Origin of the sequence: Pseudomonas sp. 1912-s (genome assembly GCF_029269205.1) — a bacterium.
Classification (GTDB): domain Bacteria; phylum Pseudomonadota; class Gammaproteobacteria; order Pseudomonadales; family Pseudomonadaceae; genus Aquipseudomonas.
This window is the reverse complement of record NZ_JARIXR010000017.1, coordinates 123518-149061: the sequence shown is the minus strand read 5'-3', so window position 1 is coordinate 149061 and position 25544 is coordinate 123518. Positions and strand designations below refer to the sequence as shown.

Annotated in this window: 24 protein-coding genes; 21 read left to right on the top strand and 3 right to left on the bottom strand. The window is 61.7% G+C overall.

The features are described from left to right. The first annotated feature begins 944 nt into the window (after positions 1-944). From P3C29_RS21045 to P3C29_RS20975, 15 genes are all read left to right on the top strand, one after another. Positions 945-2567, top strand: a complete 1623-nt coding sequence (locus P3C29_RS21045; protein ID WP_169387202.1) for a methyl-accepting chemotaxis protein — start codon at positions 945-947, stop codon at positions 2565-2567. Next, on the top strand, positions 2567-3079 hold the full coding sequence (locus P3C29_RS21040; RefSeq protein ID WP_010176802.1) for a chemotaxis protein CheW: 513 nt from the start codon (positions 2567-2569) through the stop codon (positions 3077-3079). The genes P3C29_RS21045 and P3C29_RS21040 overlap by 1 nt, the downstream gene beginning before the upstream one ends. Then, a complete protein-coding gene (locus tag P3C29_RS21035) occupies positions 3079-4341 on the top strand; it encodes a CheR family methyltransferase (RefSeq protein ID WP_275965341.1) in 1263 nt (420 codons plus the stop codon). The genes P3C29_RS21040 and P3C29_RS21035 overlap by 1 nt, the downstream gene beginning before the upstream one ends. Then, positions 4338-5024: a chemotaxis protein CheW gene (locus P3C29_RS21030; protein ID WP_010176800.1), complete on the top strand. Its 687-nt coding sequence runs from the start codon at positions 4338-4340 to the stop codon at positions 5022-5024. Before P3C29_RS21035 ends, P3C29_RS21030 begins: the two co-directional genes overlap by 4 nt. Beyond that, positions 5021-7318, top strand: coding sequence for a hybrid sensor histidine kinase/response regulator (locus P3C29_RS21025; RefSeq protein ID WP_275965340.1), 2298 nt, complete (start codon positions 5021-5023; stop codon positions 7316-7318). The genes P3C29_RS21030 and P3C29_RS21025 overlap by 4 nt, the downstream gene beginning before the upstream one ends. Further along, complete coding sequence (locus P3C29_RS21020; protein ID WP_169387206.1) at positions 7315-8325, top strand: chemotaxis response regulator protein-glutamate methylesterase; 1011 nt, start codon at positions 7315-7317, stop codon at positions 8323-8325. The genes P3C29_RS21025 and P3C29_RS21020 overlap by 4 nt, the downstream gene beginning before the upstream one ends. Before the next feature lie 51 nt (positions 8326-8376). Then, on the top strand, positions 8377-9378 hold the full coding sequence (locus P3C29_RS21015) for a diguanylate cyclase (RefSeq protein WP_010176796.1): 1002 nt from the start codon (positions 8377-8379) through the stop codon (positions 9376-9378). Between the two features lie 291 nt (positions 9379-9669). Continuing rightward, positions 9670-10765, top strand: a protein-coding gene (gene prfB / locus P3C29_RS21010; protein WP_141629576.1) for a peptide chain release factor 2 whose coding sequence is annotated in 2 segments (ribosomal slippage) — positions 9670-9741 and positions 9743-10765 — 1095 coding nt in all. Because the reading frame shifts where the segments join, the coding sequence is not laid out codon by codon here. Between the two features lie 76 nt (positions 10766-10841). After that, entirely contained in the window at positions 10842-12341 is a 1500-nt protein-coding gene (lysS, locus tag P3C29_RS21005; RefSeq protein ID WP_275965339.1) for a lysine--tRNA ligase, read from the top strand. Between the two features lie 152 nt (positions 12342-12493). Next, positions 12494-13210 (top strand): TetR family transcriptional regulator, encoded by a 717-nt coding sequence (locus P3C29_RS21000; RefSeq protein WP_029616163.1) that lies wholly within the window; start codon positions 12494-12496, stop codon positions 13208-13210. Positions 13211-13226: 16 nt separating this feature from the next. Continuing rightward, on the top strand, positions 13227-13775 hold the full coding sequence (locus tag P3C29_RS20995) for a hypothetical protein (protein ID WP_201121598.1): 549 nt from the start codon (positions 13227-13229) through the stop codon (positions 13773-13775). Positions 13776-13796: 21 nt separating this feature from the next. Further along, complete coding sequence (locus tag P3C29_RS20990; protein ID WP_010176791.1) at positions 13797-15074, top strand: flavohemoglobin expression-modulating QEGLA motif protein; 1278 nt, start codon at positions 13797-13799, stop codon at positions 15072-15074. Positions 15075-15231: 157 nt separating this feature from the next. Continuing rightward, positions 15232-16137: an alpha/beta hydrolase gene (locus P3C29_RS20985; RefSeq protein WP_275965338.1), complete on the top strand. Its 906-nt coding sequence runs from the start codon at positions 15232-15234 to the stop codon at positions 16135-16137. Next, the gene (locus P3C29_RS20980; RefSeq protein WP_024073792.1) at positions 16134-16460 is read left to right on the top strand and encodes a hypothetical protein; all 327 of its coding nucleotides are present in this window, start codon (positions 16134-16136) and stop codon (positions 16458-16460) included. The genes P3C29_RS20985 and P3C29_RS20980 overlap by 4 nt, the downstream gene beginning before the upstream one ends. 120 nt (positions 16461-16580) lie before the next feature. After that, entirely contained in the window at positions 16581-16859 is a 279-nt protein-coding gene (locus tag P3C29_RS20975; RefSeq protein WP_275965337.1) for a hypothetical protein, read from the top strand. Between the two features lie 60 nt (positions 16860-16919). Here P3C29_RS20975 and P3C29_RS20970 read toward each other — a convergent pair whose 3' ends face one another. The 3 genes from P3C29_RS20970 to P3C29_RS20960 all read right to left on the bottom strand — a co-directional run bounded on the left by P3C29_RS20970 (position 16920) and on the right by P3C29_RS20960 (position 18815). Continuing rightward, positions 16920-17702 carry an OmpA family protein gene (locus P3C29_RS20970; protein WP_201121595.1) on the bottom strand — a complete coding sequence of 261 codons (783 nt, stop codon included), beginning with the start codon at positions 17700-17702 and terminating at the stop codon, positions 16920-16922. A gap of 55 nt (positions 17703-17757) precedes the next feature. After that, positions 17758-18186, bottom strand: coding sequence for a DUF4398 domain-containing protein (locus P3C29_RS20965; protein WP_010176788.1), 429 nt, complete (start codon positions 18184-18186; stop codon positions 17758-17760). Between the two features lie 284 nt (positions 18187-18470). Continuing rightward, positions 18471-18815, bottom strand: a complete 345-nt coding sequence (locus P3C29_RS20960) for a hypothetical protein (RefSeq protein WP_010176787.1) — start codon at positions 18813-18815, stop codon at positions 18471-18473. A 187-nt stretch (positions 18816-19002) separates the two neighbouring features. Here P3C29_RS20960 and ppc point away from each other — a divergent pair, with 187 nt between their 5' ends. The 6 genes from ppc (at position 19003) to P3C29_RS20930 (ending at position 25538) form a co-directional block, all read left to right on the top strand. Beyond that, on the top strand, positions 19003-21648 hold the full coding sequence (gene ppc / locus P3C29_RS20955) for a phosphoenolpyruvate carboxylase (RefSeq protein WP_010176786.1): 2646 nt from the start codon (positions 19003-19005) through the stop codon (positions 21646-21648). A gap of 268 nt (positions 21649-21916) precedes the next feature. Then, complete coding sequence (gene adk, locus P3C29_RS20950) at positions 21917-22564, top strand: adenylate kinase (protein WP_010176785.1); 648 nt, start codon at positions 21917-21919, stop codon at positions 22562-22564. Between the two features lie 100 nt (positions 22565-22664). Continuing rightward, positions 22665-23351, top strand: a complete 687-nt coding sequence (tsaB, locus tag P3C29_RS20945; protein WP_275965336.1) for a tRNA (adenosine(37)-N6)-threonylcarbamoyltransferase complex dimerization subunit type 1 TsaB — start codon at positions 22665-22667, stop codon at positions 23349-23351. A 160-nt stretch (positions 23352-23511) separates the two neighbouring features. Beyond that, positions 23512-23823, top strand: coding sequence for a hypothetical protein (locus P3C29_RS20940; RefSeq protein ID WP_010176783.1), 312 nt, complete (start codon positions 23512-23514; stop codon positions 23821-23823). Beyond that, positions 23823-24683 (top strand): DUF72 domain-containing protein, encoded by an 861-nt coding sequence (locus P3C29_RS20935; protein ID WP_275965335.1) that lies wholly within the window; start codon positions 23823-23825, stop codon positions 24681-24683. The genes P3C29_RS20940 and P3C29_RS20935 overlap by 1 nt, the downstream gene beginning before the upstream one ends. A gap of 27 nt (positions 24684-24710) precedes the next feature. After that, on the top strand, positions 24711-25538 hold the full coding sequence (locus P3C29_RS20930; RefSeq protein WP_010176781.1) for an isocitrate lyase/phosphoenolpyruvate mutase family protein: 828 nt from the start codon (positions 24711-24713) through the stop codon (positions 25536-25538). Positions 25539-25544 lie beyond the last annotated feature (6 nt).

The following is a 25544-nucleotide window of genomic DNA, read 5'->3' as shown; positions in this document are numbered from 1 at the left end:
TAATGTGTCAACCATGTCCCCGTACATGTGTCCACCATGTGTCCGGTCCGTACAAAAAGCGGCAAAGTAACCAAAACGCTCTGCCCCGCCTGTCGGCACCTCGCCTAGGCTCGGTGTTCCCTCACTCCGGCATTGCTCCGCGGGCCGCCGCGACGGGGCGTCCCTGCCCCGTCGCGGCTAAACCGGCGTCCTGCCGGTTTACCCGCTCCTCAATACCTACGTTCGGCCTCGGGCTTATTGGGGCAGTCAGAGCCAGATCAAGATCAAAATCTACAGCACAGCGGCCTACAGGCCGGCTTGAGTGGTAGAAGCCAGATCAAAAGCGAAAGCCAAAGCGAAAACCAAATCTGAAACTTATGCAGCTCTGCTTTTCTGTGGGAGCTGGCTTGCCTGCGATGGCATCACCTCGGTGTGTCTGATGTACCGAGTTGTCTGCATCGCAGGCAAGCCAGCTCCCACATTTGACCGTGCCCGCTTTAGATTTTGATCTTGATGTTGCCTTTGCTTCACACCACTCAAGCCGGCCTGTAGGCCGCTGTGCTCTTGATCTGCTTTTGATCTTGATCTTAGGCGCCCCGTTAAACCACGCTGGCCGAACGCAGGCTTTGGAGCGTGGGTAACCCGGCAGGACGCCGGGTTAGCCGCGCTGGGCCAAGGATGGCCCATCGCGGCGGCCCACGCTCCAAAGCCGGAGTGAGGGCACACCGAGCCTGAGCGAGGTGCCGAGTGGTGGGGCAAGAGCCCTTTTGGTTACTTTTGGGGCTCTTTTCCAAAAGTGACCCGCTGTAAGAGCGGAACCAATAGCCGCCCTGACCGCAGCAATGGATATGCCCCCCCCAAAAAAAATCCCCCACGGCGTGACCCAGATCCCACAACCCGTTGATTAATGATGCCACCCGCTCAGCTATACTCCCCTCCATTTGAATGGCCCTCGAGGAATTACTGTGAAGAACTGGACCTTGCGCCAACGGATTTTGGCGAGCTTTGCGGTCATCATCGCGATCATGCTGCTGATGGTAGTGGTCTCGTATTCACGCCTGCTGAAGATCGAACTCAGCGAAGAATCCGTCCGTGACGACGCAGTCCCCGGGGTGTACCTCAGCTCGATGATCCGCAGCGCCTGGGTCGACAGCTACCTGCAAACCCTCGACATCATTGGCCTGCGCGAAGACAAGGGCCTGACCGACGACGACAAGGCCGAATTCAAGTCGTTCGAAGCCCGCATCCTCACCCAGATGGCCAATTACAAAGCGACCATCAACGGCGGCGACGATCAGGCCGAGTTCGATAAATTCGAAGCCCTGCACCAGGCCTATAACAAGGCCCTGTCCGGCGTCCTCGACCGCCTGCAGAACCGTGACGTGGTCGCCGCCCGCAAGCAGTTCGACGCCGAGCTCACCCCGACCTGGACCGCAGGCCGCATGAAGCTCAATGACATCATCACCGAAAACAAAGACGTCGCCGACCGCGCCACCAACGCCATCGACGACGCGGTGTCCGCCGCAAAAATCAGCATGGGCGTCTCGCTGATCCTCGCGATCCTGGCCGCCGGCCTCTGCGGCCTGCTGCTGATGCGCGCGATCATGGCGCCGATGAAACGCATCGTCGACATCCTCGAAACCATGCGCACCGGTGACCTGAGCAAACGCCTGAACCTGGAACGCAAAGACGAATTCGGCGCGGTGGAAACCGGCTTCAACGACATGATGACCGAGCTCACCGCCCTCGTGTCCCAGGCCCAGCGGTCTTCGGTACAGGTCACCACCTCGGTCACCGAGATTGCCGCCACGTCCAAGCAACAACAGGCCACCGCCACTGAAACGGCGGCGACAACCACCGAGATCGGCGCCACTTCGCGGGAGATCGCGGCCACGTCCAAGGACCTGGTCCGCACCATGACCGAAGTCTCCACCGCTGCCGACCAGGCGTCGGTCGCCGCCGGCTCCGGCCAGCAAGGCCTGGCCCGTATGGAAGAAACCATGCACTCGGTGATGGGCGCGGCTGACCTGGTCAACGCCAAGCTGGCGATCCTCAATGAGAAGGCCGGCAACATCAACCAGGTGGTGGTCACCATCGTCAAGGTGGCCGACCAGACCAACCTGCTGTCCCTCAACGCCGCCATCGAGGCCGAGAAGGCCGGTGAGTACGGCCGCGGGTTTGCCGTGGTGGCCACCGAAGTGCGGCGCCTGGCTGACCAGACCGCCGTGGCCACTTACGACATCGAGCAGATGGTGCGCGAGATCCAGTCGGCGGTGTCGGCCGGGGTGATGGGCATGGACAAGTTCTCTGAAGAAGTGCGCCGTGGCATGTTCGAAGTGCAGCAGGTGGGCGAGCAGCTGTCGCAGATCATCCACCAGGTGCAGGCGCTGGCGCCGCGGGTGTTGATGGTCAACGAGGGCATGCAGGCCCAGGCCACCGGCGCCGAGCAGATCAACCATGCGCTGGTGCAGTTGGGCGACGCCAGCAGCCAGACCGTGGAGTCGTTGCGCCAGGCCAGCTTTGCCATCGATGAGCTGAGCCAGGTCGCGGTCGGCCTGCGCAGCGGCGTGTCGCGTTTCAAAGTCTGATGAGCGACCTCGCGGCTAAACGCGGTGCCGTTGCGGCAGTGAAAAAAGCGCTGTTCCTGGTGTTTCACATCGGCAACGAACGGTATGCCCTCAAGGCCACGGAAGTGGCCGAGGTGCTGCCGCGCCTGCCGCTCAAGCCCATCGCCCATGCGCCTGTCTGGGTGGCCGGGATCTTTGCCCATCGCGGGGCGATGGTGCCGGTCATCGACCTCAGTGCCTTGACCTTCGGCACACCGGCCCAGGCCCGCACCAGCACGCGCCTGGTGCTGGTCAATTACCAGCCGGATGCGCTCATCCCCGCACGCTGGCTGGGGCTGATCCTCGAACAGGCTACCGACACCCTGCGGTGCGATCCGGCAGAGTTCCAGCCTTATGGCCTGGACAACCGCCAGGCTCCGTACCTGGGCCCGGTGCGCGAAGACGAGCGCGGCTTGATGCAGTGGATCGGCGTGGCCGACCTGTTGACCGCCGACGTGCAGGCGCTGCTGTTTGCCGCGGGCGAGGAGGGCTGATGAGCAGTGATCAACGCTTCTTCGACTTTCTTAAAGAACGCATCGGCCTGGACGTTGCCTCGGTGGGCGAAGCGATCATCGAGCGCGCCGTACGCCAGCGCAGCCTGGCGCTCCATGCGCAGACGGCAGACGAATACTGGCAGCAGCTACTGGCCTCCACCGACGAGCAGCAAGCGCTGATCGAAGCGGTGATCGTCCCCGAAACCTGGTTTTTTCGTTATCCCGAATCCTTCGCCACCCTGGGCCGGCTGGCCCTGGCACGCCTGGCCGACATCAAGCAGATGCGCGCCCTGCGAATCCTCAGCCTGCCGTGCTCCACCGGCGAAGAACCCTATTCGATTGCCATGGCCTTGCTCGACGCTGGCCTGGCGCCGCATCAGTTCAAGGTGCAGGGCATGGACGTCAGCCCGCTGTCGGTGGAGCGCGCCCGGCGTGGGGTGTATGGCAAGAATTCGTTTCGCGGCCAGGACATCGAGTTCCGTGACCGCTACTTCAGCGAGCAAAGCGACGGCTACCTGATTGCCGAGCGGGTGCGCGAACAAGTGCGCCTGCAAGTGGGCAATCTGCTGGACCCCAGGCTGCTGGCCAACGAGCCCACCTACGATTTTGTGTTCTGCCGCAACCTGCTGATCTATTTCGACCAGCCGACGCAGAGGCAGGTGTTTGAAGTGCTCAAGGGTCTGACCCACGTCGACGGTGTGCTGTTTATCGGCCCCGCTGAAGGCAGCCTGCTGGGGCGCCTGGGCATGCGTTCGATTGGTGTGCCGCAGTCCTTTGCCTTCAGTCGCCACCCGTCACCTGCGCCTGAGCCGGTATTTGTGCCGATGCCCGCACCGATCCCCCAGCGCAGCGCCGCGCCGATCCCGACCAGGCCGCGGCCATTCAGCACGGTCAGCGCTCAGGTACTGCCGATCAAACCCCCGCCCGCACAGTCGGACGCCGCCGATCTGCTCAGTCAGATCGCGACCCTGGCCAATGAAGGCAAAAGCCTGGAAGCCCGTGCGGCCTGCGAGCGCTATTTGCAGAGCCACCCGCCGGCGGCTCAGGTGTTTTATTGGCTGGGTCTGCTCAGCGATGTGGCCGGCAGCGCCCTGGAAGCCCAGGGTTATTATCGAAAAGCCTTGTACCTGGAACCCCAGCACCCGCAGGCCTTGATGCACCTGGCCGCGTTGCTTGAGTCCCAGGGCGATGTCGCCGGTGCCCGCCGGTTGCAGGCCCGTGCCGCGCGCAGCGAGCGAGCTGACAGTGAGCGTAAATCATGACCCTGGATCCCGCGCTGAACCTGACCCTGGCCGACAACCAGGCCATCGACGACTGCTGGAACCGCATCGGTATTCACGGTGACAAATCCTGCCCGTTGCTGGCCGAACACATCCACTGTCGCAACTGTTCGGTGTATTCCGCCGCCGCCACGCGCCTGCTCGACCGCTATGCCTTGCAGCAGGACGATCACCGGCCGGTGGCGACGCCGGACGTCGAGGGCGATGTCGTCACCCGTTCACTGCTGATGTTCCGCCTCGGTGAGGAATGGCTGGGCATCGCCACCCGTTGCCTGGTGGAAGTGGCGCCGCTGCAACCGATCCATTCCTTGCCGCACCAGCGTTCCCGCGCCTTGCTGGGCGTGGCCAACGTGCGCGGCGCGCTGGTGGCGTGCCTGTCTCTGGTGGAATTGCTCGGGCTGGACGGCACCAGCAACGGCCCAAGTGGCGGACGAATCATGCCGCGCATGCTGATCATCGCGGCGCAGGACGGCCCGGTGGTGGTACCGGTGGACGAAGTGGACGGTATCCATGCCATTGATGAACGCACCTTGAGCGCGGCATCCGCCTCCGGCACCCAGGCCAGCGCCCGCTACACCCAGGGCGTGTTGCAATGGAAAGGCCGCAGCCTGCGCTGGCTGGACGAGGCGCAATTGTTGTCTGCCGTGACCCGGAGCCTCACATGACCCCCGACCAGATGCGCGACGCCTCGCTGCTGGAACTGTTCAGCCTGGAAGCCGACGCCCAGACCCAAGTGCTCAGCGCCGGCCTGCTGGCCCTGGAGCGCAACCCGACCCAGGCCGACCAGCTCGAAGCCTGCATGCGTGCCGCCCATTCCCTGAAAGGCGCGGCACGCATTGTCGGGGTGGACGCCGGTGTCAGCGTCGCCCACGTGATGGAAGATTGCCTGGTCAGCGCCCAGGAAAGCCGGTTGTACCTGCTGCCCGAGCATATCGACGCGTTGCTGCAAGGCACCGATTTGCTGATGCGCATCGCCACGCCGGGCAACACCGTGGGCCCGGCGGACATCGAAGCCTACGTGGCGCTGATGGAACGTTTGCTCGACCCGTCGCAAAAAGTCGCGCCGCCCGCTGCACCAATGCCACCGCCAACACCCGCGCCAGAACCTGAACTGTCGATGGAAGCGCTGCTGACCTTGCCGCCGGAGCCTGAACCCGCGCCAGCCGTCAGTGCCGAGCTGCCACGCCAGAACAAGCGCATGACCGAAGGCGGTGAGCGGGTGTTGCGGGTGACCGCCGAACGCTTGAACAGCCTGTTGGACCTGTCCAGCAAATCCCTGGTGGAAACCCAGCGGCTCAAGCCTTACCTCGCCAGTTTGCAGCGCCTCAAGCGCATCCAGAGCAACAGTGCCCGAGCCCTGGAAAACCTCGACGGCCACCTCAAGACCGTCGACTTGAGCCTGGAAGCCCAGGAAGCCCTGGCCGACACCCGCCGCCTGCTGGGCGAAGCCCAGGCGCTGCTCGCGGAAAAAACCGCCGAGATCGATGAGTTCGGCTGGCAGGCCGGGCAGCGTGCCCAAGTCTTGTACGACACCGCGCTGGCGTGCCGCATGCGGCCATTTGCCGACGTGTTGGCCGGCCAGGTGCGGATGGTCCGCGACCTGGGCCGCAGCCTGGGTAAACAGGTACGCCTGGAAATTGAAGGCGAGAAAACCCAGGTCGACCGCGACGTGCTGGAAAAGCTCGAAGCGCCGCTGACCCATTTATTACGCAACGCCGTCGACCACGGCATCGAAATGCCCGAACAGCGCCTGTTGGCGGGCAAACCGGCTGAAGGTTTGATCCGTCTGCGGGCGTCGCACCAGGCCGGGTTGCTGGTGCTGGAATTGAGCGACGACGGTAACGGTGTCGACCTTGAGCGCCTGCGCGGCACCATCGTCGACCGGCATTTGTCGCCGCTGGAAACCGCCCTGCGCCTGAGCGAAGAGGAACTGCTGACGTTCCTGTTCCTGCCAGGTTTCAGCCTGCGGGACAAGGTCACCGAGGTCTCCGGGCGCGGTGTCGGGCTGGACGCGGTGCAGCATATGGTGCGCCAGTTGCGCGGCGCTGTGGTGCTGGAGCAGACGGCGGGGCAGGGCAGTCGCTTCCACCTGGAAGTGCCATTGACCCTGTCGGTGGTGCGCAGCCTGGTGGTGGAAGTGGGCGAAGAGGCCTACGCCTTCCCGCTGGCCCACATCGAGCGCATGTGCGACCTGGAACCCGACGACATCGTGCAACTGGAAGGTCGCCAGCATTTCTGGCACGAAGGCCGGCACGTCGGGCTGGTGGCCGCCAGCCAGTTGCTGCAGCGCCCGCCCGGGCAGGGCAACCAGGAAACCCTCAAGGTCGTGGTGATCCGCGAGCGCGACGCGGTCTACGGGATTGCCGTGGAACGGTTTATCGGCGAGCGCACGCTGGTGGTGCTGCCCCTGGATGACCGGCTGGGCAAGGTCCAGGACATCTCTGCCGGGGCATTGCTGGATGACGGCTCGGTGGTGCTGATTGTCGATGTTGAAGACATGTTGCGATCGGTGGACAAACTGCTGAATACCGGTCGTCTGGAGCGTATCGCCCGGCGCACCCAGCAAACCCTGGAAGCCCCGCGCAAGCGTATTCTGGTGGTGGATGACTCACTGACCGTGCGCGAGCTGCAACGCAAATTGTTACTTAATCGCGGTTATGAAGTGGCCGTGGCGGTCGATGGCATGGATGGCTGGAACGCGCTGCGCTCCGAAGACTTCGACCTGTTGATCACTGACATTGATATGCCTCGTATGGACGGTATTGAATTGGTCACACTCTTGCGCCGAGATACTCGCCTGCAATCGCTGCCGGTGATGGTTGTTTCCTACAAGGATCGTGAAGAAGACCGTCGCCGCGGTCTGGACGCCGGCGCCGACTATTATCTGGCCAAGGCCAGCTTCCATGACGACGCGCTGTTGGATGCGGTGGTGGAACTGATCGGAGGAGCCCGGGCATGAGGATTGCGATCGTCAATGACATGCCCATGGCCGTGGAGGCCTTGCGCCGGGCGTTGAGCCTTGAGCCGGCCCATGAAGTGGTGTGGGTCGCCAGCAACGGGCTGGAGGCCGTGCAACGCTGCGCCGAGCTGACGCCCGACCTGATTCTGATGGACCTGATCATGCCGGTGATGGACGGCGTGGAAGCCACCCGGCAGATCATGGCCGAGAGCCCTTGCGCCATTCTGATTGTAACGGTCGACCGCCAGGCCAACGTCAGCCGCGTGTTCGAAGCCATGGGCCACGGCGCCCTGGACGTGGTCGACACGCCTGCGCTGGGCGTGGGCAATCCCAAGGACGCAGCGGCGCCGCTGCTGCGCAAGATCCTTAACATTGGCTGGCTGATCGGCCAGCGTGGCAATCGGGTGCGGGCCGAGCCTGCGCCCCAGCGGACCATGGGCAAGCGCCAGAGTCTGGTGGCCATCGGTTCGTCTGCCGGTGGTCCGGCTGCCCTGGAATCCCTGCTCAAGGGCTTGCCCCGGGACTTTTCGCCAGCCATTGTGCTGGTGCAGCATGTGGACCAGGTATTCGCCGCCGGCATGGCCGAATGGCTGAGCAGTGCCTCGGGCCTGCCGGTGCGCCTGGCCCGGGAAGGCGAGCCGCCACAAAGCGGCGTGGTGCTGCTGGCCGGCACCAACCATCACATTCGTTTGCTGAAGAACGGGACGCTGGCCTACACCGCCGAGCCCGTGAACGAGATTTACCGGCCGTCCATCGACGTGTTTTTCGAGAGCGTCGCCAGTTACTGGAGCGGTGATGCCGTCGGCGTGCTGCTGACCGGCATGGGCCGTGACGGCGCCCAGGGACTTAAAATGATGCGTCAGCAAGGCTACCTGACCATCGCGCAGGACCAGCAAAGCTGTGCTGTTTACGGCATGCCCAAAGCGGCAGCGGCGATCGACGCGGCTGTTGAAATTCGCCCATTGGACAGAATTGCGCCACGATTGCTGGAGGTATTCGCAAAATGACCGATATCACACGCTGTCCTGGCCTGCAGGTAGTAATTCAGGTGACTGCAAATGAATGATTTACAGCTCGACGACTTCAAGACCGACGAAAACGCCGCCATGGTGTTGCTCGTCGACGACCAGGCCATGATCGGCGAAGCCGTACGCCGGGGCCTGGCCCATGAAGACAATATCGACTTCCACTTTTGCGCCGACCCGCACCAGGCCATTGCCCAGGCGATTCGTATCAAGCCGACGGTGATCCTGCAGGACCTGGTGATGCCGGGCCTCGACGGCCTGACCCTGGTGCGCGAATACCGCAATCACCCGGCGACGCAGAACATCCCGATCATCGTGCTCTCCACCAAGGAAGACCCGCTGATCAAGAGCGCGGCGTTTGCCGCCGGGGCCAACGACTACCTGGTCAAGCTGCCGGATAACATCGAACTGGTGGCGCGCATCCGCTACCACTCGCGCTCCTACATGACCCTGTTGCAGCGGGACGCGGCCTACCGCGCGCTGCGGGTCAGCCAACAGCAACTGCTGGACACCAACCTGGTGCTGCAACGGCTGATGAACTCCGATGGCCTGACCGGGCTGTCCAACCGCCGGCATTTCGACGAATACCTGGAACTGGAGTGGCGCCGTGCCATGCGTGACCAGACCCAACTGTCGTTGCTGATGATCGACGTGGACTTCTTCAAGACCTACAACGACAGTTTTGGCCACCTGGAAGGCGATGAGGCTTTGCGCAAGGTCGCTGCGACCATTCGTGACGCCAGCAGCCGTCCCTCGGACCTGCCGGCGCGTTACGGCGGTGAAGAGTTTGCCCTGGTGCTGCCCAACACTTCGCCGGGCGGTGCGCGGCTGGTGGCCGAGAAACTGCGCCAGGCGGTGGCTGCGCTGAAAATCCCGCACATCAGCCCGGCCGAAGGGGCGAGCCTGACCATCAGCATCGGCCTGTCGACCATGACCCCGGTGCAGGGCACCGATTGTCGGCAGTTGATCTCGTCGGCGGACAAGGGCCTGTACCTGGCCAAGCACAATGGGCGCAATCAGGTGGGTATCGAATAATTCCTGCCACCCACTTTGTGGTTGAGGGGCTGTTGTGGCGAGGGGGCTTGTCCCCCGTTGGGCTGCGTAGCAGCCCCGTTTAAGAACGGCGTTTCCTCTCAGTTAGAACTCCATAGCCTGTATTGGGGCCGCTTCGCAGCCCAACGGGGGACAAGCCCCCTCGCCACAGGTGGGTGCTCGCAGCTCCAGGCAAGTGGCACATAGCACAATCGGCCAAGCGGACTGCCGTTATCAGCCGTTTGTCGTTATACTCGTCGGCTTTCAAAAGTTCGCCAACGAGTGCTGCCCGCCATGGAAATCAACCCGATCCTTAACACCATCAAGGACCTGTCCGAGCGCTCCGAAACTATTCGGGGGTATCTTTGACTACGATCAAAAGCATGAGCGTCTGACTGAAGTCAATCGCGAGCTTGAAGATCCGGCTGTCTGGAACAAACCTGAATACGCCCAGGAACTGGGCCGCGAGCGCGCTGCGCTGGCGCAGATCGTCGAGACCCTCGACGAATTGAACACCGGTCTGGGCGATTGCCGCGACCTGCTGGACATGGCCGTCGAGGAAGACGACGAAGGCGCAGTGGGCGATGTCGTCGCCGAGCTGGCCCGTCTCGAGGAAAACCTCGCCAAGCTTGAATTCCGCCGCATGTTCAGCCACGAAATGGACCCGAACAACGCCTACCTGGATATCCAGGCCGGTTCCGGCGGCACCGAAGCCCAGGACTGGGCCAACATCCTGTTGCGCATGTACCTGCGCTGGGCCGACAAACGCGGTTTCGACGCGACCATCATGGAGCTGTCGGCCGGTGAAGTCGCCGGTATCAAGGGCGCGACCGTGCACATCAAGGGCGAATACGCCTTTGGCTGGCTGCGTACCGAGATCGGCGTGCACCGTCTGGTGCGCAAGAGCCCGTTCGACTCCGGCAACCGTCGCCACACCTCGTTCTCCGCGGTGTTTGTCTCGCCAGAAATCGACGACAAGGTGGAAATCGAGATCAACCCGGCAGACCTGCGGATCGACACCTACCGTTCCTCCGGTGCCGGTGGTCAGCACGTAAACACCACCGACTCGGCCGTACGTATTACCCACGTACCGACCAACACCGTGGTCAGCTGCCAGAACGAACGTTCCCAGCACGCGAACAAGGACACCGCCATGAAAATGCTGCGGGCCAAGTTGTACGAGCAGGAAATGCAGAAGCGCAACGCGGCTTCCCAGGCGCTGGAAGACACCAAGTCGGATATCGGCTGGGGTCACCAGATCCGTTCGTATGTACTCGATGCGTCGCGGATCAAGGATCTGCGTACCAACATCGAACGCAGTGACTGCGACAAGGTGCTCGACGGTGATATCGACGAATACCTGGAAGCCAGCCTGAAATCTGGCCTGTAACCCCTTGTAGGAGCCGGCTTGCCGGCGATCCCCGGCCGCAGGCCGGGGACAACGAACCTGATGGAAAATTAAAGACATGAGCGACCAACAACTCGACCAGGCCCTGCAACAGGAAGAAAACTCCCTGATCGCCCTGCGCAAGGAAAAGCTTGCTGCCGAGCGCGCCAAGGGCAACGCCTTCCCGAACGACTTCCGCCGCGAAAACTACTGCGATGCCTTGCAGAAACAGTACGCGGACAAGACCAAGGAAGAGCTGGCAGAGGCTGCAATCCCGGTCAAGGTTGCCGGTCGCATCATGCTCAACCGTGGCTCGTTCATGGTGATCCAGGACATGACCGGTCGCATCCAGGTCTACGTCAACCGTAAAACCCTGTCCGAAGAAACCCTGGCCTCGGTAAAAACCTGGGACATGGGCGACATCATTGCCGCCGAAGGCACCCTGGCCCGTTCCGGCAAGGGCGACCTGTACGTCGAAATGACCAGCGTGCGCCTGCTGACCAAATCCCTGCGCCCGCTGCCGGACAAGCACCACGGCCTGACCGACACCGAGCAGCGCTATCGCCAGCGCTACGTTGACCTGATCGTCAACGAAGAAGTGCGCCAGACCTTCCGCGTGCGTTCGCAGGTCATTGCGCACATCCGCAGCTTCCTGATGAAGCGCGACTTCCTGGAAGTGGAAACGCCGATGCTGCAAACCATCCCGGGTGGTGCAGCAGCCAAGCCATTCGAAACCCACCACAACGCGCTGGACATGGAAATGTTCCTGCGTATCGCGCCTGAGCTGTACCTCAAGCGTCTCGTTGTCGGCGGCTTCGAAAAAGTGTTCGAGATCAACCGCAACTTCCGTAACGAAGGCGTTTCGACTCGTCACAACCCTGAATTCACCATGTTGGAGTTCTACCAGGCCTACGCCGACTATGAAGACAACATGGACCTGACCGAAGAGCTGTTCCGCGAGCTGGCGCAGCTGGTCCTGGGCAGCACCGACGTGCCGTACGGCGACAAGGTGTTCCACTTCGGCGAGCCGTTCGTGCGCCTGTCGGTGTTCGATTCGATCCTCAAGTACAACCCTGAGTTGACCGCTGACGACCTGAACGACATCGACAAGGCCCGTGCCATCGCCAAGAAGGCCGGTGCCAAGGTGCTGGGCTTCGAAGGCCTGGGCAAATTGCAGGTGATGATTTTCGAAGAACTGGTGGAGCACAAGCTGGAACAGCCGCACTTCATTACCCAGTACCCGTTCGAAGTGTCGCCGCTGGCCCGTCGCAACGATGACAACCCGAACGTCACCGACCGTTTCGAGCTGTTCATTGGCGGCCGCGAAATCGCCAACGCCTACTCCGAGCTTAACGACGCGGAAGACCAGGCCGAGCGCTTCATGGCCCAGGTGGCCGACAAGGACGCCGGTGACGACGAGGCGATGCACTACGACGCCGACTTCGTTCGCGCCTTGGAGTACGGCATGCCGCCAACGGCCGGTGAAGGTATCGGCATCGACCGGTTGGTGATGTTGTTGACCAACTCACCGTCGATCCGTGACGTGATCTTGTTCCCGCACATGCGGCCACAAGCGTAACCGTAGCGAAATCCGAAGCCGCCTTTTATAAGGCGGCTTTTTTATGTGGCGTTTATAAGCGTCAAGTAAACAGCGCCAGGTGATCGTTCCCACGTTCCGCGTGGGAATGCAGCCCGTGACGCTCCGCGTCACACTGTGGAGGAAGATCCGTCGTGAACCGCGTAATGGCTCAAAAGGGTGCCGCCGGCATTGCCGCTGCCGTGGCTGAAAGTGTTCAGTACCAGGGCCGCAAGGCCAGTCGCCGGGGCAGTGAGCAACGCAGGCAAGACATTCTCGATGCGGCGATGCGCATCGTGGTGCGTGAGGGTGTGCGTGCCGTGCGTCATCGCGCGGTGGCGGCAGAGGCCGGGGTACCGTTGTCGGCCACCACCTATTACTTCAAGGACATCGATGACCTGCTCACCGACACCTTCGCCCAATACGTGGAACGCAGCGCGGCGTTCATGGGCAAGTTGTGGGTGCGTAACGAGGGCCTGCTGCGGGAGATGGTCGCGTATGGCGACGGCAGCCCGCAGTCGCGCTCGCAACTGGCCGATGACATCGCGCGCCTGACCGCCGATTACGTGCAACGCCAATTGCTCAACCGTCGCGAGCACCTGATGGCCGAGCAGGCGTTTCGCCAGGAGGCGCTGCTGAACCCGCGCCTGGCCGACCTGGTGCGCTCCCACCAGCAAATCCTGCTACAGGGCACTTGCCAGTTTTTCCAGGTATTGGGTTCACGCGAGCCGCAACAGGATGCCAAAGTGTTGACGGCGATTATCGGTCGGATGGAATATCAGGGCCTGTTGGGCGGGGCAGAGCCTCTGACCAGCGAAGAAATGCTTGAGATCCTCAAGCGTTACATGCATTTGGTGTTGGCTTCGGTCTGACACAGGGGATTGTCCAATGAAAGCCTGGCGTGTCGTCGTGATCGCCTTGTCGTTCCTGTTGCTCAGCGGTTGCCTGGTGACCTTCAAGGACCCGCTGCCGGCCAGCGAGGCGGCGCCTGATGCGCTGTTGGGCAAATGGGCCAGCAAAAATGCCTGGGGCGAGCCGCTCAACCTGCAAATCAGCCGCGTTGGCGAGCATCGCTACAAAGCCGTGAGCTACCCTAAAGCCAAACCGGGCCAGCGGGATGAATACCTGTTCACGGTTTCCCGGCATGGCAGCCGCTGGTATTTGTCGGCGCCGTTGCCGGCCAAATTCGGCGGGCATTACATCCTCGCCGGGTTCGAATTGAATGATGAACACGAACTGGTGGTCTACAACCTCGACCTGGATCAGGTCCACCAGGCTATCGGGCAGAAGGCCTTGAGCGGCACCACTGTCGAAACCGTCGAAGGCGCCGGTGTGCTGGTCGATAGCCCCCTGGCTCGGGTGTTTGACTACCTGGATAACCCGGCCAACGCCGACGTGTTCGTCGAAGCCGTGCGCTACCAGCGTGCGGGCAAATAACGTTTAAAGAGGAAGCACCGGGTGGACGATTACCAGCAGACGATACGCACCTTGTCCGATCGCATTGTGCTGGCGCAAACACCGATTCGCGTCCTGGACGCCGTGAAGTGGGACGAAAATATTCGCCAGGGATTCCTCAAGGGCAAGGGCAAGGAAATGCCCGCGGTGGACCGCGACTACTACCTGAATCGGCCGCTGTCGTTCGATTCCAGCGCGGTGAAGCTGGAATTCCAGAACATCGAGCGTGACATCACCCGCCAGCTTGGCCAGTTCAACCCGGTCGGGCAGATCATGCGGCGCATGTGCAAGGAATACCGCATGGTGGTGCGCATGCTCGAAGCGCGCGGCACCGAGGATTTCGGCCTGATCTCCCAGGAGCTGTACGGCGCCGCCTCCGATGCGTTCCACGCCGGTGACCCGACCCTGGCCGACCTCGGCCTGATGATGTCGGACTACCTGAACAATATCGACGGCCGTGGCGACCTCAAGGACGAAGCCAAGACCCTGACCGCCAAGGACGCCGTCAACCTGCTGCAAAGCCGCTTGAACAAGGTGTTCGGCGAGGCCGAGGAAACCATCCGGGTATTCGAGTCCGACGGTATCGTGGCGGATGCGGCGGCAGGCGCCGACTACATCAAGATCCGCGCTGACGCGATGTTCAACGACCGTGACGTGCGCGCCCTGGAAGTCCATGAAGGCCTGGTGCATGTGGGCACCACCCTCAATGGCCAGAACCAGCCGATCTGCACCTTCCTGTCCAAGGGCCCGCCCTCGTCGACGGTGACCCAGGAAGGCCTGGCGATCCTGATGGAAATCATCACGTTCGCCTCCTACCCCAGCCGCTTGCGCAAACTGACCAACCGCACCCGCGCCATTCATATGGTGGAGCAGGGTGCCGACTTCCTGCAGGTGTTCGAATTCTTTCGCGAGCAGGGCTTTGAGATGGCGGAAAGCTACGGCAACGCCAGCCGGGTTTTCCGTGGGTCGACCCCTACGGGCCTGCCGTTTACCAAGGATTTGTCCTACCTCAAGGGCTTTATCATGGTTTACAACTACATTCAGTTGGCGGTGCGCAAAGGCAAGCTGGAACAAGTGCCGCTGCTGTTCTGCGGCAAGACCACGCTTGAAGACATGCGCACCCTGCGCCAACTGGTGGACGAAGGCCTGGTGGTGCCGCCCAAATACCTGCCGGACCAGTTCCGTGACATGAATGCGTTGGCGGCGTGGATGTGTTTCTCCAACTTCCTCAATCATTTGAGCCTGGACCGGATCGAGGCGGATTACTCCAATATCCTTTGAGGGATTTCCCTGAAAGAACTCGGTCAAACTGTGGGAGCTGGCTTGCCTGCGATGACGATGGTGAGTCCAACACCGTTATCGCAGGCAAGCCAGCTCCCACAGTTGATCTTCATCAGCCATGGGGCTGTTTTCCAACCCATTCACGAGGCTTCAACGGATGAGAATCCTCGGCATTCTGTGCCTGCTACTGACCCTGAACGGCTGCAGCTCCCTGCTGTTCTACCCGGAGCGCGGCTTGCCGTTCACCCCGGAAAAGGCCCGCCTGCACTACCGTGACGTCACGCTGACCACCGCCGATGGCCTCAAGCTGCACGCGTGGTGGCTGCCGGCCAAGGCTGGCGTGCCGCTCAAGGGCACGGTGCTGCACCTGCACGGCAATGGCGGCAATCTCGCCTGGCACCTCGGTGGCAGTTGGTGGTTGCCGGAGCAGGGCTATCAAGTGCTGTTGGTGGACTATCGCGGTTACGGCCTGTCCGAAGGTGAACCTTCGCTGCCGGCGGTCTATCAGGACATCGACGCGGCCTTCAAGTGGATCGACAACGCTCCCGAAACCCAGGGCCAGCCGTTGATCGTGCTCGGCCAAAGCCTGGGCGGTGCGCTGGTGGTGCACTATCTGGCCGCCCATCCCGAGCGTCAGCCGCAGCTCAAGGCGCTGGTGCTGGACGGTGCGCCGGCCAGTTATCGTGACGTAGGACAATTTGCACTCAGCACCTCCTGGTTAACATGGCCGTTCCAGGTGCCGTTGTCGTGGCTGGTGCCGGACGCCGACAGTGCGATCAACGCCATGCCCCAACTGACCGGCGTGCCGAAACTGTTGTTCCACAGCCTCGATGACCCGATCGTGCCGTTGTCCAACGGCATTCGCCTGTATCAGGCTGCGCCGCCACCGAGGGTGCTGCAGCTGACCCGGGGTGGCCATGTGCAGACCTTTGCCGACAAGACCTGGCAAACCGTGATGCTGCGCTACCTCGACGACCCGCAGCATTTCAACGGGCTGCGCCGCCTGGGGGAAATCCCCAATTACCCGGCGGCCCCGAATTCCAACGCAGAGAACCCGCAATGAGCGAAGAACGCAACATGATCCCCCTGATCCTCACCGGTATCGGCACCATCATCGGCACCGTCGGCTGCCTGTGGTACTACGGCTATTTGCATTTCGCCAAGCCCGAGGATGCGTTGCTGCTCAGCGACTTCACCATGCTCAAGACTGTGCCGGGCGAGGACTACAAAATCTCCCTGACCCCGGCTGCGCAAGTGGCGCAATGTGTCGACGGCGTGCTGGTGCTGTTTGACACCGAACAGAAAGGCCTGACGGGCGTGCTGGTAAACAGCAAGAAACAGGCAGTGCGCTGCATGGGCCAGGAAACACCGCAATTGCAGGAATGACACGCACTGACCCATCGATTGGGCCGCTCAGTAATTTCTGGAACCATATTGCGTACGAAACCACTGATTGAATTGTCAGCATCACTGATGAATGACTTTTAATTCTTGCGGAGTATCGATATGAATATTGGTGGCATAGGCGGGTTTGGTGGCGGCAGCGGCCTTGGTGACTTCGGCAACATGGTGGGGAGTGGGGTCGAGGGTGGCCAACAGGGCAAGATGAACCCTGAAGAGATGAAGCGACTCCTGGAGCAGCTGCTGGCTGCAGCAGGGGGTGCGGGCGGCTCTCAGGGAAGTGGTGGCGGTGGGGGTGGCGATCAGGGCTCCATGGATCAGCAGCAGCCAAACCTCCAGAACATGATGCCCCAAGAGAACAACAACCCAGTCAACTTCGGTTGAAATGAAAAGCCCCGCCTGTAAAAACAGGCGGGGCTTTGTGCCGCGGTATCAATCAGTCGGTTATTGCACGGACGAACGTGGCTTGACCGGCTGGTTGTCGTTGGAGATGGTCACTTCAACGCGGCGGTTCATGGCACGGCCCGAAACGCTGCTGTTATCGGCAACCGGGTATTCCTTGCCATAGCCCTGGGTCACGATGCGCGAGATATCCACACCCTGATTGGCCAGTGCACGTTGTACGGACGCGGCACGGCGCTCGGACAGGCTCTGGTTGTAGGAGTCGGAACCGGTGCTGTCGGTGTAGCCTTCAACAATCACTTTGCGGTCCGGGTTGTCGCGCAGGAACTGCGCCAGCTTGGTGATGTTCACCAGGCCGCTGGATTTCAGGTCGGACTTGTTGGTGGCGAACAGCACGTCACCAAAGGTCACCAGGGTACCGCGATCGGTTTGCTTGGCGTTCAAGCTGTCTTGCAGTTGCTTGATCTGCGCGTCGCGGGCTTCCAGCAGGGCGCGGGCACGTTCGTCGCCGGCGTTTTTCAGCTTGGCTTCGGACTCACGCAGGACGATGGTGTCCTTGGCCACTTCAACGCGCTGGTTGGTCAGGTAGGCCAGCTGGTCGACTTTCTTCTGGTCTTCCTTGTCGCGGTAGGCCTTGTCAGCCTTGTCCAGCCATTCGCTGGCATCTTTGGTTTCCAGCGCCGCTACTTTGGTGGCTTGCGGGTTGGCTTGCAGGGCCGAGAAGTTGGTCCGAGCGTTTTCCAGGTTCTGGTTCGGCGGGGTGGAGCAAGCCGCCAGAGCAACGCTCATCGCCAGCAGGGCAGGGATCATCAATTGTTTACGCATAGTCGTGTCGTCCTTTCAATTCGGTTTCGGGTGCAATGCAATCAGGGGCTGCGGGTTATTGCTGTGGTTTGATCACAGCCGGGCGCATGCCTTCCTGACGCAGCTCCTGAACAGCTTTCTGGGAATCCTTCACAGCCTGTTCGGCCTTGGCAGCCTGGGCTTTACGCTCTGCTACGCGAGCGTCCCACTCGGCTTGTTCGGCCAGGCGACGGGCCTCGTCATAGTTCTTGTCGTGCATGGCGATTTCGGCTTGTTTCAGTTTGTCCTGAGCCGACTTCATCTCCACGGCTGCGAACTCGGTACCACCGGCGCTGACGGCGCTGTTGACCGCAGATTGGGTCACTGCGTATTGCTCAGTCGGTGGGTTGCCGGCGCAGCCAGCCAGAACGAAGCTGGTGCCGATTGCCAGCGCGGCCAATTTAAGCCCGCGCAGGTGGTTAAACGAGGTTTTGGCAGTGCTGGTCTTCATCGTCTTCAACTCCATTAGGTAACTCCTGAAAAACATCAAAATCCATCTCCGGTGTGCAGTGAGTGCGGGGTCCGGCGGTAAGGCTCAGGACGCCTTTCAAACGGCTGTTCCAAGTGATGGCTTACTGACTGTGACCGGAGGCTTTTTTGAATAGTTCAGCGAAGATGGCGATTTGCCTAAAAAAATATTTGACTGAACGGTCAGCGTTTAAAAGTTGGAACTTTTGCGATGCGCAGGGGTATCCCGGGCCTCTGGGAGGCCCGGAATACCTGGGGTGGCGATTTTTTAGCGGAGGTAGATCAGTGTTTTTGCTTGTCGGATTGAGCTGACAAATCGTGCAGATAACGCCGTGACAGCGTCAGAAAACGCGGCGTAGGGCCGACGTCTTCGTAGAGCGGATCGCCTTCCTCATCCGTGGCAATGACCTGCTTGCCCTTGATGTAGGGAAAGCTCGCTTCCAGCTCTTCAAGGGCTGCGCCGATCAATTCGCCGAGCAGTTCTTCGGTATGGCGTTTGGGGTACATTTCGGAGATCGCCGCCAGCCTGGCAGCGGCTTCTACGTCCAGATGGATGGCGTATTCGGTTTTGGTCAGGCGACCCTTGGCGTTCTCTTCCCAATGCTGGGCCAGTTCTCGGATTTTCATGGCAACCTCAATGGAGCCCACGGTAGGCGGGCGATGATGAGTGACCAGCCGACCAGCGCGGATAACGCTGCGGCTTACTGTTGAGACTAGCTGCAACTCACAAGGTTTAAAGTTCCTTGTAAGACGCCGCCGTGGGCGGCACTCTTGAAGATCAAAGCGTCCCGGATTTTCTGCTGGAGATTGGCTGATGAGCGATATCGATGCACGTTTGCGTGAGGATGTTCACCTGCTGGGTGAGCTGTTGGGCAACACGATTCGAGAGCAGTACGGCGATGAATTCCTCGACAAGATCGAGCAGATCCGTAAAGGCGCCAAAGCCGACCGCCGTGGCGCGGCCTCCGAGCAGGTCGCCGGCGAAGAGCTGAGCGCCAGCCTCAATCAACTGAAAGAAGACGAACTGCTGCCGGTGGCGCGGGCCTTCAATCAGTTTCTCAACCTGGCCAACATCGCCGAGCAGTATCAGTTGATCCACCGCCGTGATGAATCAACGCCTGCGCCTTTTGAGTCGCGCGTGCTGCCGGAACTGCTGGCGCGCTTGCAGAGCGAAGGCCACAGCAGCGAGTCCCTGGCACGCCAGTTGGGCCGGTTGGAAATCGAGCTGGTGCTCACTGCCCACCCCACCGAAGTCGCCCGCCGTACCCTGATCCAGAAATACGACGCCATTGCCGCCCAACTGGCCCTGCAGGATCACCGCGACCTCACCACCGCCGAGCGCGAGCAGATCCGCGATCGCCTGCAACGCCTGATTGCCGAAGCCTGGCACACCGAAGAAATCCGCCGCACCCGGCCCACACCGGTCGATGAAGCCAAGTGGGGCTTTGCGGTGATCGAGCATTCGCTGTGGCACGCGATTCCGAATTATCTGCGCAAGGCCGATCACGCCCTGCACGCCGCCACGGGCTTGCGCCTGCCCCTGGAAGCCGCACCGATCCGCTTCGCGTCCTGGATGGGCGGCGACCGTGACGGCAACCCCAACGTCACCGCGCCGGTGACCCGCGAGGTGTTGCTGCTGGCGCGCTGGATGGCGGCGGACCTTTACTTGCGCGATATCGACCAGCTCGCTTCCGAGTTGTCGATGCAGCAGGCCAGCCCGGCGTTGCAGGCGAAGGTGGGTGACAGCGTGGAGCCCTACCGGGCGCTGCTCAAGCAGTTGCGTGAACGCCTGCGTGCCACCCGCCAGTGGGCTCACACCTCGTTGACCAGCCCCACGCCGGCACCTGCCGATGTGCTGCAAAACAACCGCGAGCTGCTCGACCCGCTGGAGCTGTGCTACCAGTCGCTGCACGCCTGCGGCATGGGTGTGATTGCCGACGGCCCGCTGCTGGATTGCCTGCGTCGGGCGGTCACGTTTGGGCTGTTCCTGGTGCGCCTCGACGTGCGCCAGGATTCGTCCCGCCACTGTGCGGCCATGACCGAAATCACCGATTACCTGGGCCTCGGCCGCTATGAGGAGTGGGACGAAGAGGCGCGCATCAGCTTCCTCATGAAGGAGCTGGCCAACCGTCGACCGTTGTTGCCGGGTTACTTCAAACCCTCGGCAGACACCGCCGAAGTGCTGAACACCTGTAAGGAAATCGCCGCCGCACCGGCCGCATCCCTGGGTTCCTATGTCATCTCCATGGCCGGGGCCGCGTCGGATGTGTTGGCCGTGCAATTGCTGCTCAAGGAGTCCGGCGTACAACGGCCGATGCGCGTGGTGCCGTTGTTCGAGACCCTGGCTGACCTGGACAACGCAGGGCCGGTGATCGAGAAACTGCTGCTGTTGCCGGGCTATCGCTCGCGCTTGCAAGGCCCGCAGGAAGTGATGATCGGTTACTCGGATTCGGCCAAGGACGCCGGCACTACTGCCGCCGCCTGGGCGCAATACCGGGCTCAGGAACGGTTGGTGGAAATCTGCCGTGAACAACAAGTTGAACTGCTGTTGTTCCACGGTCGCGGTGGCACCGTGGGCCGTGGCGGCGGCCCGGCTCACGCGGCGATTCTGTCGCAGCCACCGGGCTCGGTGGCGGGGCGTTTCCGTACCACTGAACAAGGCGAAATGATCCGCTTCAAGTTCGGCCTGCCGGACATCGCCGAGCAAAACCTCAACCTGTACCTGGCGGCGGTGCTGGAGGCGACCTTGCTGCCTCCACCTCCACCGGAACCGGCCTGGCGCCATTTGATGGACGAATTGGCTGCCGATGGCGTCAGTGCTTACCGCGCCGTGGTGCGGGAAAATCCGCAGTTCGTCGAGTATTTCCGCCAGTCCACCCCGGAGCAGGAATTGGGACGCTTGCCCCTGGGCAGTCGTCCGGCCAAGCGCCGCGCCGGTGGTATCGAGAGCCTGCGGGCGATCCCGTGGATCTTCGGCTGGACCCAAACGCGCCTGATGCTGCCGGCCTGGCTCGGCTGGGAGGCCGCGTTGAGCAAGGCCCTGGAGCGTGGCGAAGGCGAGTTGCTGGGGCAGATGCGCGAGCAGTGGCCGTTCTTCCGCACCCGCATCGATATGCTGGAAATGGTCCTGGCCAAGGCCGACGCCGATATCGCGCGCCTGTATGACGAGCGTCTGGTGCAGCCCGATCTGCTGCCATTGGGCGCGCACTTACGCGACCTATTGTCGCAGGCGTGCAGTGTGGTGCTTGGCCTGACCGGTCAGTCGCAACTGCTGGCCCATAGCCCCGATACGCTTGAGTTCATCCGCCTGCGCAACACCTACCTCGACCCGTTGCACCTGCTGCAGGCCGAATTGCTGGCCCGATCGCGGCAACAGGAAGCGGCACAGGACAGCCCTCTGGAACAGGCGCTACTGGTGTCTGTGGCCGGTATTGCGGCCGGTTTGCGCAATACCGGCTGACATTTATGGCGTGTTCTCAATAGCTTGCAGACACACCGCGCCGGTCGCCGTAAAATTGGCGACCGGCGTTTTGCTGTCGGGGTTGTACCCGCCTATAAAGCCAGCGCGGCGCGGGTTTCTCCTACTTTCGGCGGCTTGTGTGGTTTGGGCCTGCTGTGTATCTTGATCAGCCTTTGGCCGGTTGTGCGGCCTGGACCCAAAATTTCCGAGATTGGCCCCACGCGGCGAATCCGAGCGTCATCTCTATAAAAAATTGAGGAGCACATCGATGCGCGTCATTCTGCTGGGAGCTCCCGGGGCCGGTAAAGGTACTCAGGCAAAGTTCATCACTGAAAAATTCGGCATTCCACAAATCTCCACCGGCGACATGCTGCGTGCAGCGGTCAAGGCCGGCACCGAACTGGGCCTGATCGCCAAGAGCGTGATGGACAGCGGCGGCCTGGTCTCCGATGACCTGATCATCAACCTGGTCAAGGAACGCATCAGCCAGGACGACTGCAAGAACGGTTTCCTGTTCGACGGTTTCCCACGCACCATTCCCCAGGCTGAAGCCCTGGTGAAAGCTGGCGTCGAGCTGGACAACGTGGTGGAAATCGCCGTTGAAGACGAAGAAATCGTGCAGCGTATTGCCGGTCGTCGTGTTCACGAAGCCTCGGGCCGCGTTTACCACATCGTCTACAACCCGCCGAAAGTGGCCGGCAAAGACGATATCACCGGCGAAGACCTGGTGCAGCGTAAGGACGACACCGAAGAAACCGTGCGTCATCGCCTGTCGGTCTACCATTCCCAGACCAAGCCACTGGTGGACTTCTACCAGAAGCTGGCCGATGCCCAGGGCAAACCGAAGTACAGCCACATCGAAGGTGTTGGCTCGGTCGAGTCCATCACCGGCAAGGTACTGCAAGCGTTGAGCTGATGCTCAACTGGCGAGCAAGTTTGCTCCTACACAACGGCCCGCTTGCGGGCCGTTGTTGTTTATACTGGCGCACTTTTTTTCAACGTGGATGCATACACCGATGAGCACCTTGCTGGCCCTGGACACCGCGACTGAAGCTTGCTCCGTTGCCCTGCTGCACGATGGCAAGGTCACGAGCCACTACGAGGTGATCCCGCGCCTGCACGCGCAGAAGCTGTTGCCGATGATCAAGCAACTGCTGCTGGAGGCGGGCACTACCTTGTCGGCGGTGGACGCCATTGCATTCGGCCGTGGCCCGGGCGCCTTTACCGGTGTGCGTATCGCCATCGGGGTGGTCCAGGGCCTGGCGTTTGCGCTGGAGCGTCCGGTGTTGCCAGTGTCCAACCTGGCCGTGTTGGCGCAGCGGGCGTTTCGCGAGCACGGCGCGAACCAGGTCGCCGCGGCCATCGATGCGCGCATGGACGAAGTGTATTGGGGCTGCTACCGCGAAACCGCCGGCGAGATGCGTTTGATCGGCGCTGAAGCCGTCCTGTCGCCTGAAACGGCCGCTTTGCCGGCTGATGCCAGCGGCGACTGGTTCGGTGCTGGCACCGGCTGGGGTTACGGCGAACGCGTTGGCGTGACGCTTGCCGGCCAGGATGCCGGGATGCTGCCCCATGCCGAAGACTTGCTGACCCTGGCACGTTTTGCCTGGGAGCGGGGCGAAGCCATTCCCGCCGACCAGGCCGCCCCTGTGTACCTGCGCGATAAAGTGGCGCAGACCAAGGCCGAACGCGGGATTATTTGACGTCAAAAGTGCGGGCAAATTCAGCTGAAAATCACCAATCGTCAGAATTTGCCCCTGCTTTTAAACCTTTTTCAAATTATGTGTTCTAGTTATCACCAGAGCATTTGCGCGCCTTGAGAAGCGCCACTAAAATGCCATCACCGATACCGAGTTCGCATGCATGCGTATAGACGGCTTTTCATCACAGTCCTACCCCCTCAAGCGTAAGCCTCGCAAGGCGAACGTGACGGTAGACGACTCCGTCGAAGACTCCCCCGACTTTGTTGAAATCCAGTCCGACTCAACGGCGGTTTCAGCTCGTTCCCAAGGCTCCAGCGGCGAACGTATCAGCGGTGTACCGGCCCGCCAGCAAGACATGGTCTTCCCCCGCTCCATGAGCAAAAACGTCGCCACTGCCCTGGCCAGCTACCTGACCACCGCCGGCTTTGTCGAATGGGATATGGAAGTGCTGGGTCTCGATATCCATATCTGATGCAGTTGCCTTACTACCTCGGTTGCCCGTCCTGGAGTGAAAACGCCTGGCGCGAATACCTGTATCCCGCCGACGCCCGCTCCAGCGATTACCTCGCCCTGTATTCCCATGTCTTCAACGCCGTTGAGGGCAACACCACGTTCTATGCCCGTCCCTCCGTCGCCACCGTGCAACGCTGGGCTGAAATCATGCCCGAACATTTTCGGTTCACCGCGAAGTTTCCGGGTGACATCAGCCACAGCGGCAACTTGATTGAGCAACTGCCGGCGGCGGAAAGTTTTCTGGGGTTGATGAGCCCGCTGGGCGAACGCATTTCGCCATTGTGGCTGCAACTGCCAGCCAGTTTTACCCCGCAACGCCTGGGTGAGTTGGCCGGGTTTATCGACGGGCTGGAGCGACCGTTGGCGGTGGAAGTGCGGCACTTGGATTTCTTCGCCAAGGGCGATGCCGAGCGCAGCCTCAACCGTTTGCTGCGTGATCGCGGTGTCGAGCGCATCTGCCTGGACCCGCGGGCGCTGTTCAGTTGCACGTCCACCTCGGCCGCCGTGCTGCACGCCCAATCGAAAAAGCCCAAGGTGCCACCTCGTCCGGCGGCGCTGACGCAGTTTCCGCAAGTACGGTTTATTGGCCATCCGGAGCTGGAAGCCAATGACCCGTTCCTGGTGCCCTGGGTCGAAAAGGTCGCCGGCTGGATCGAAGAGGGCCGTACGCCCTACATCTTTCTGCACACCTCCGACAATCGCCTGGCCGCCCAACTGGCCCTGCGCTTTCACGACCAGTTGATGGCGCGGTTGCCCGGCTTGCCGGCATTGCCCACGCTGCATCGAGAACCCGCAGCGGAGCAACTGGGGTTACTCTAGGACTCCTTTTCCCGACAGGAGTCAGTCATGGATGCCCAAACCCTTCGCGCCGAAACCTTCAAGGCCTTGCATGAGCGTGACCGTGCCTTCGTGATGCCCAATCCGTGGGATGCCGGTTCCGCAAAGATGCTCGCCAGCCTGGGGTTCGAAGCCCTGGCCACCACCAGCGCCGGCTTTGCCTTCAGCCTGGGCCGCCCGGATGCCGAAGGTGCGTTGTCCCTTGAAGACACCCTGGGCAATGCGGGGGCGATCGTCCAGGCAACCTCGCTGCCTGTCGCCGCCGACCTGGAGAACGGCTTCAGCGACACGCCGCAAGGTTGCGCCGAAACCATCCTGCGCGCCGCCGCCACCGGGATTGTGGGTGGCTCCATCGAAGATGCCACCGGCATTGCCGTCGACCCGATCTATCCGTTTGATCTGTCCGTCGAGCGCGTTGAAGCCGCCGTCGCCGCTGCCCGCAGCTTGCCGTTCCCCTTCACCCTGACTGCCCGCGCAGAAAACCTTCTGCATGGTCGTCTGGATTTGCCCGACACCATCCGCCGCCTGCAGGCCTACGCCGAAGCCGGTGCCGACGTGCTCTATGCACCGGCCCTGCGCAGTGCTGAGGAAGTGCTGGCGGTGGTGAAGGCGGTAGCGCCCAAGCCCGTGAATATCCTGATGTCCGGTGCGCTGAAACTCAGCGTGGCGCAGTTGAGCGAGATGGGCGTCAAGCGCATCAGCGTCGGCTCGGCCATGGCTCTGGCGGCTTATGGGGAGTTCTTCAGGGCCGCCCAGGAGGTTCATGAATTGGGCACGTTTACCTTCACCGAGCGCTCGATGCCGTTCAGTCAGGCCAATCAACTGTTCAAGGGATAAGGCCGC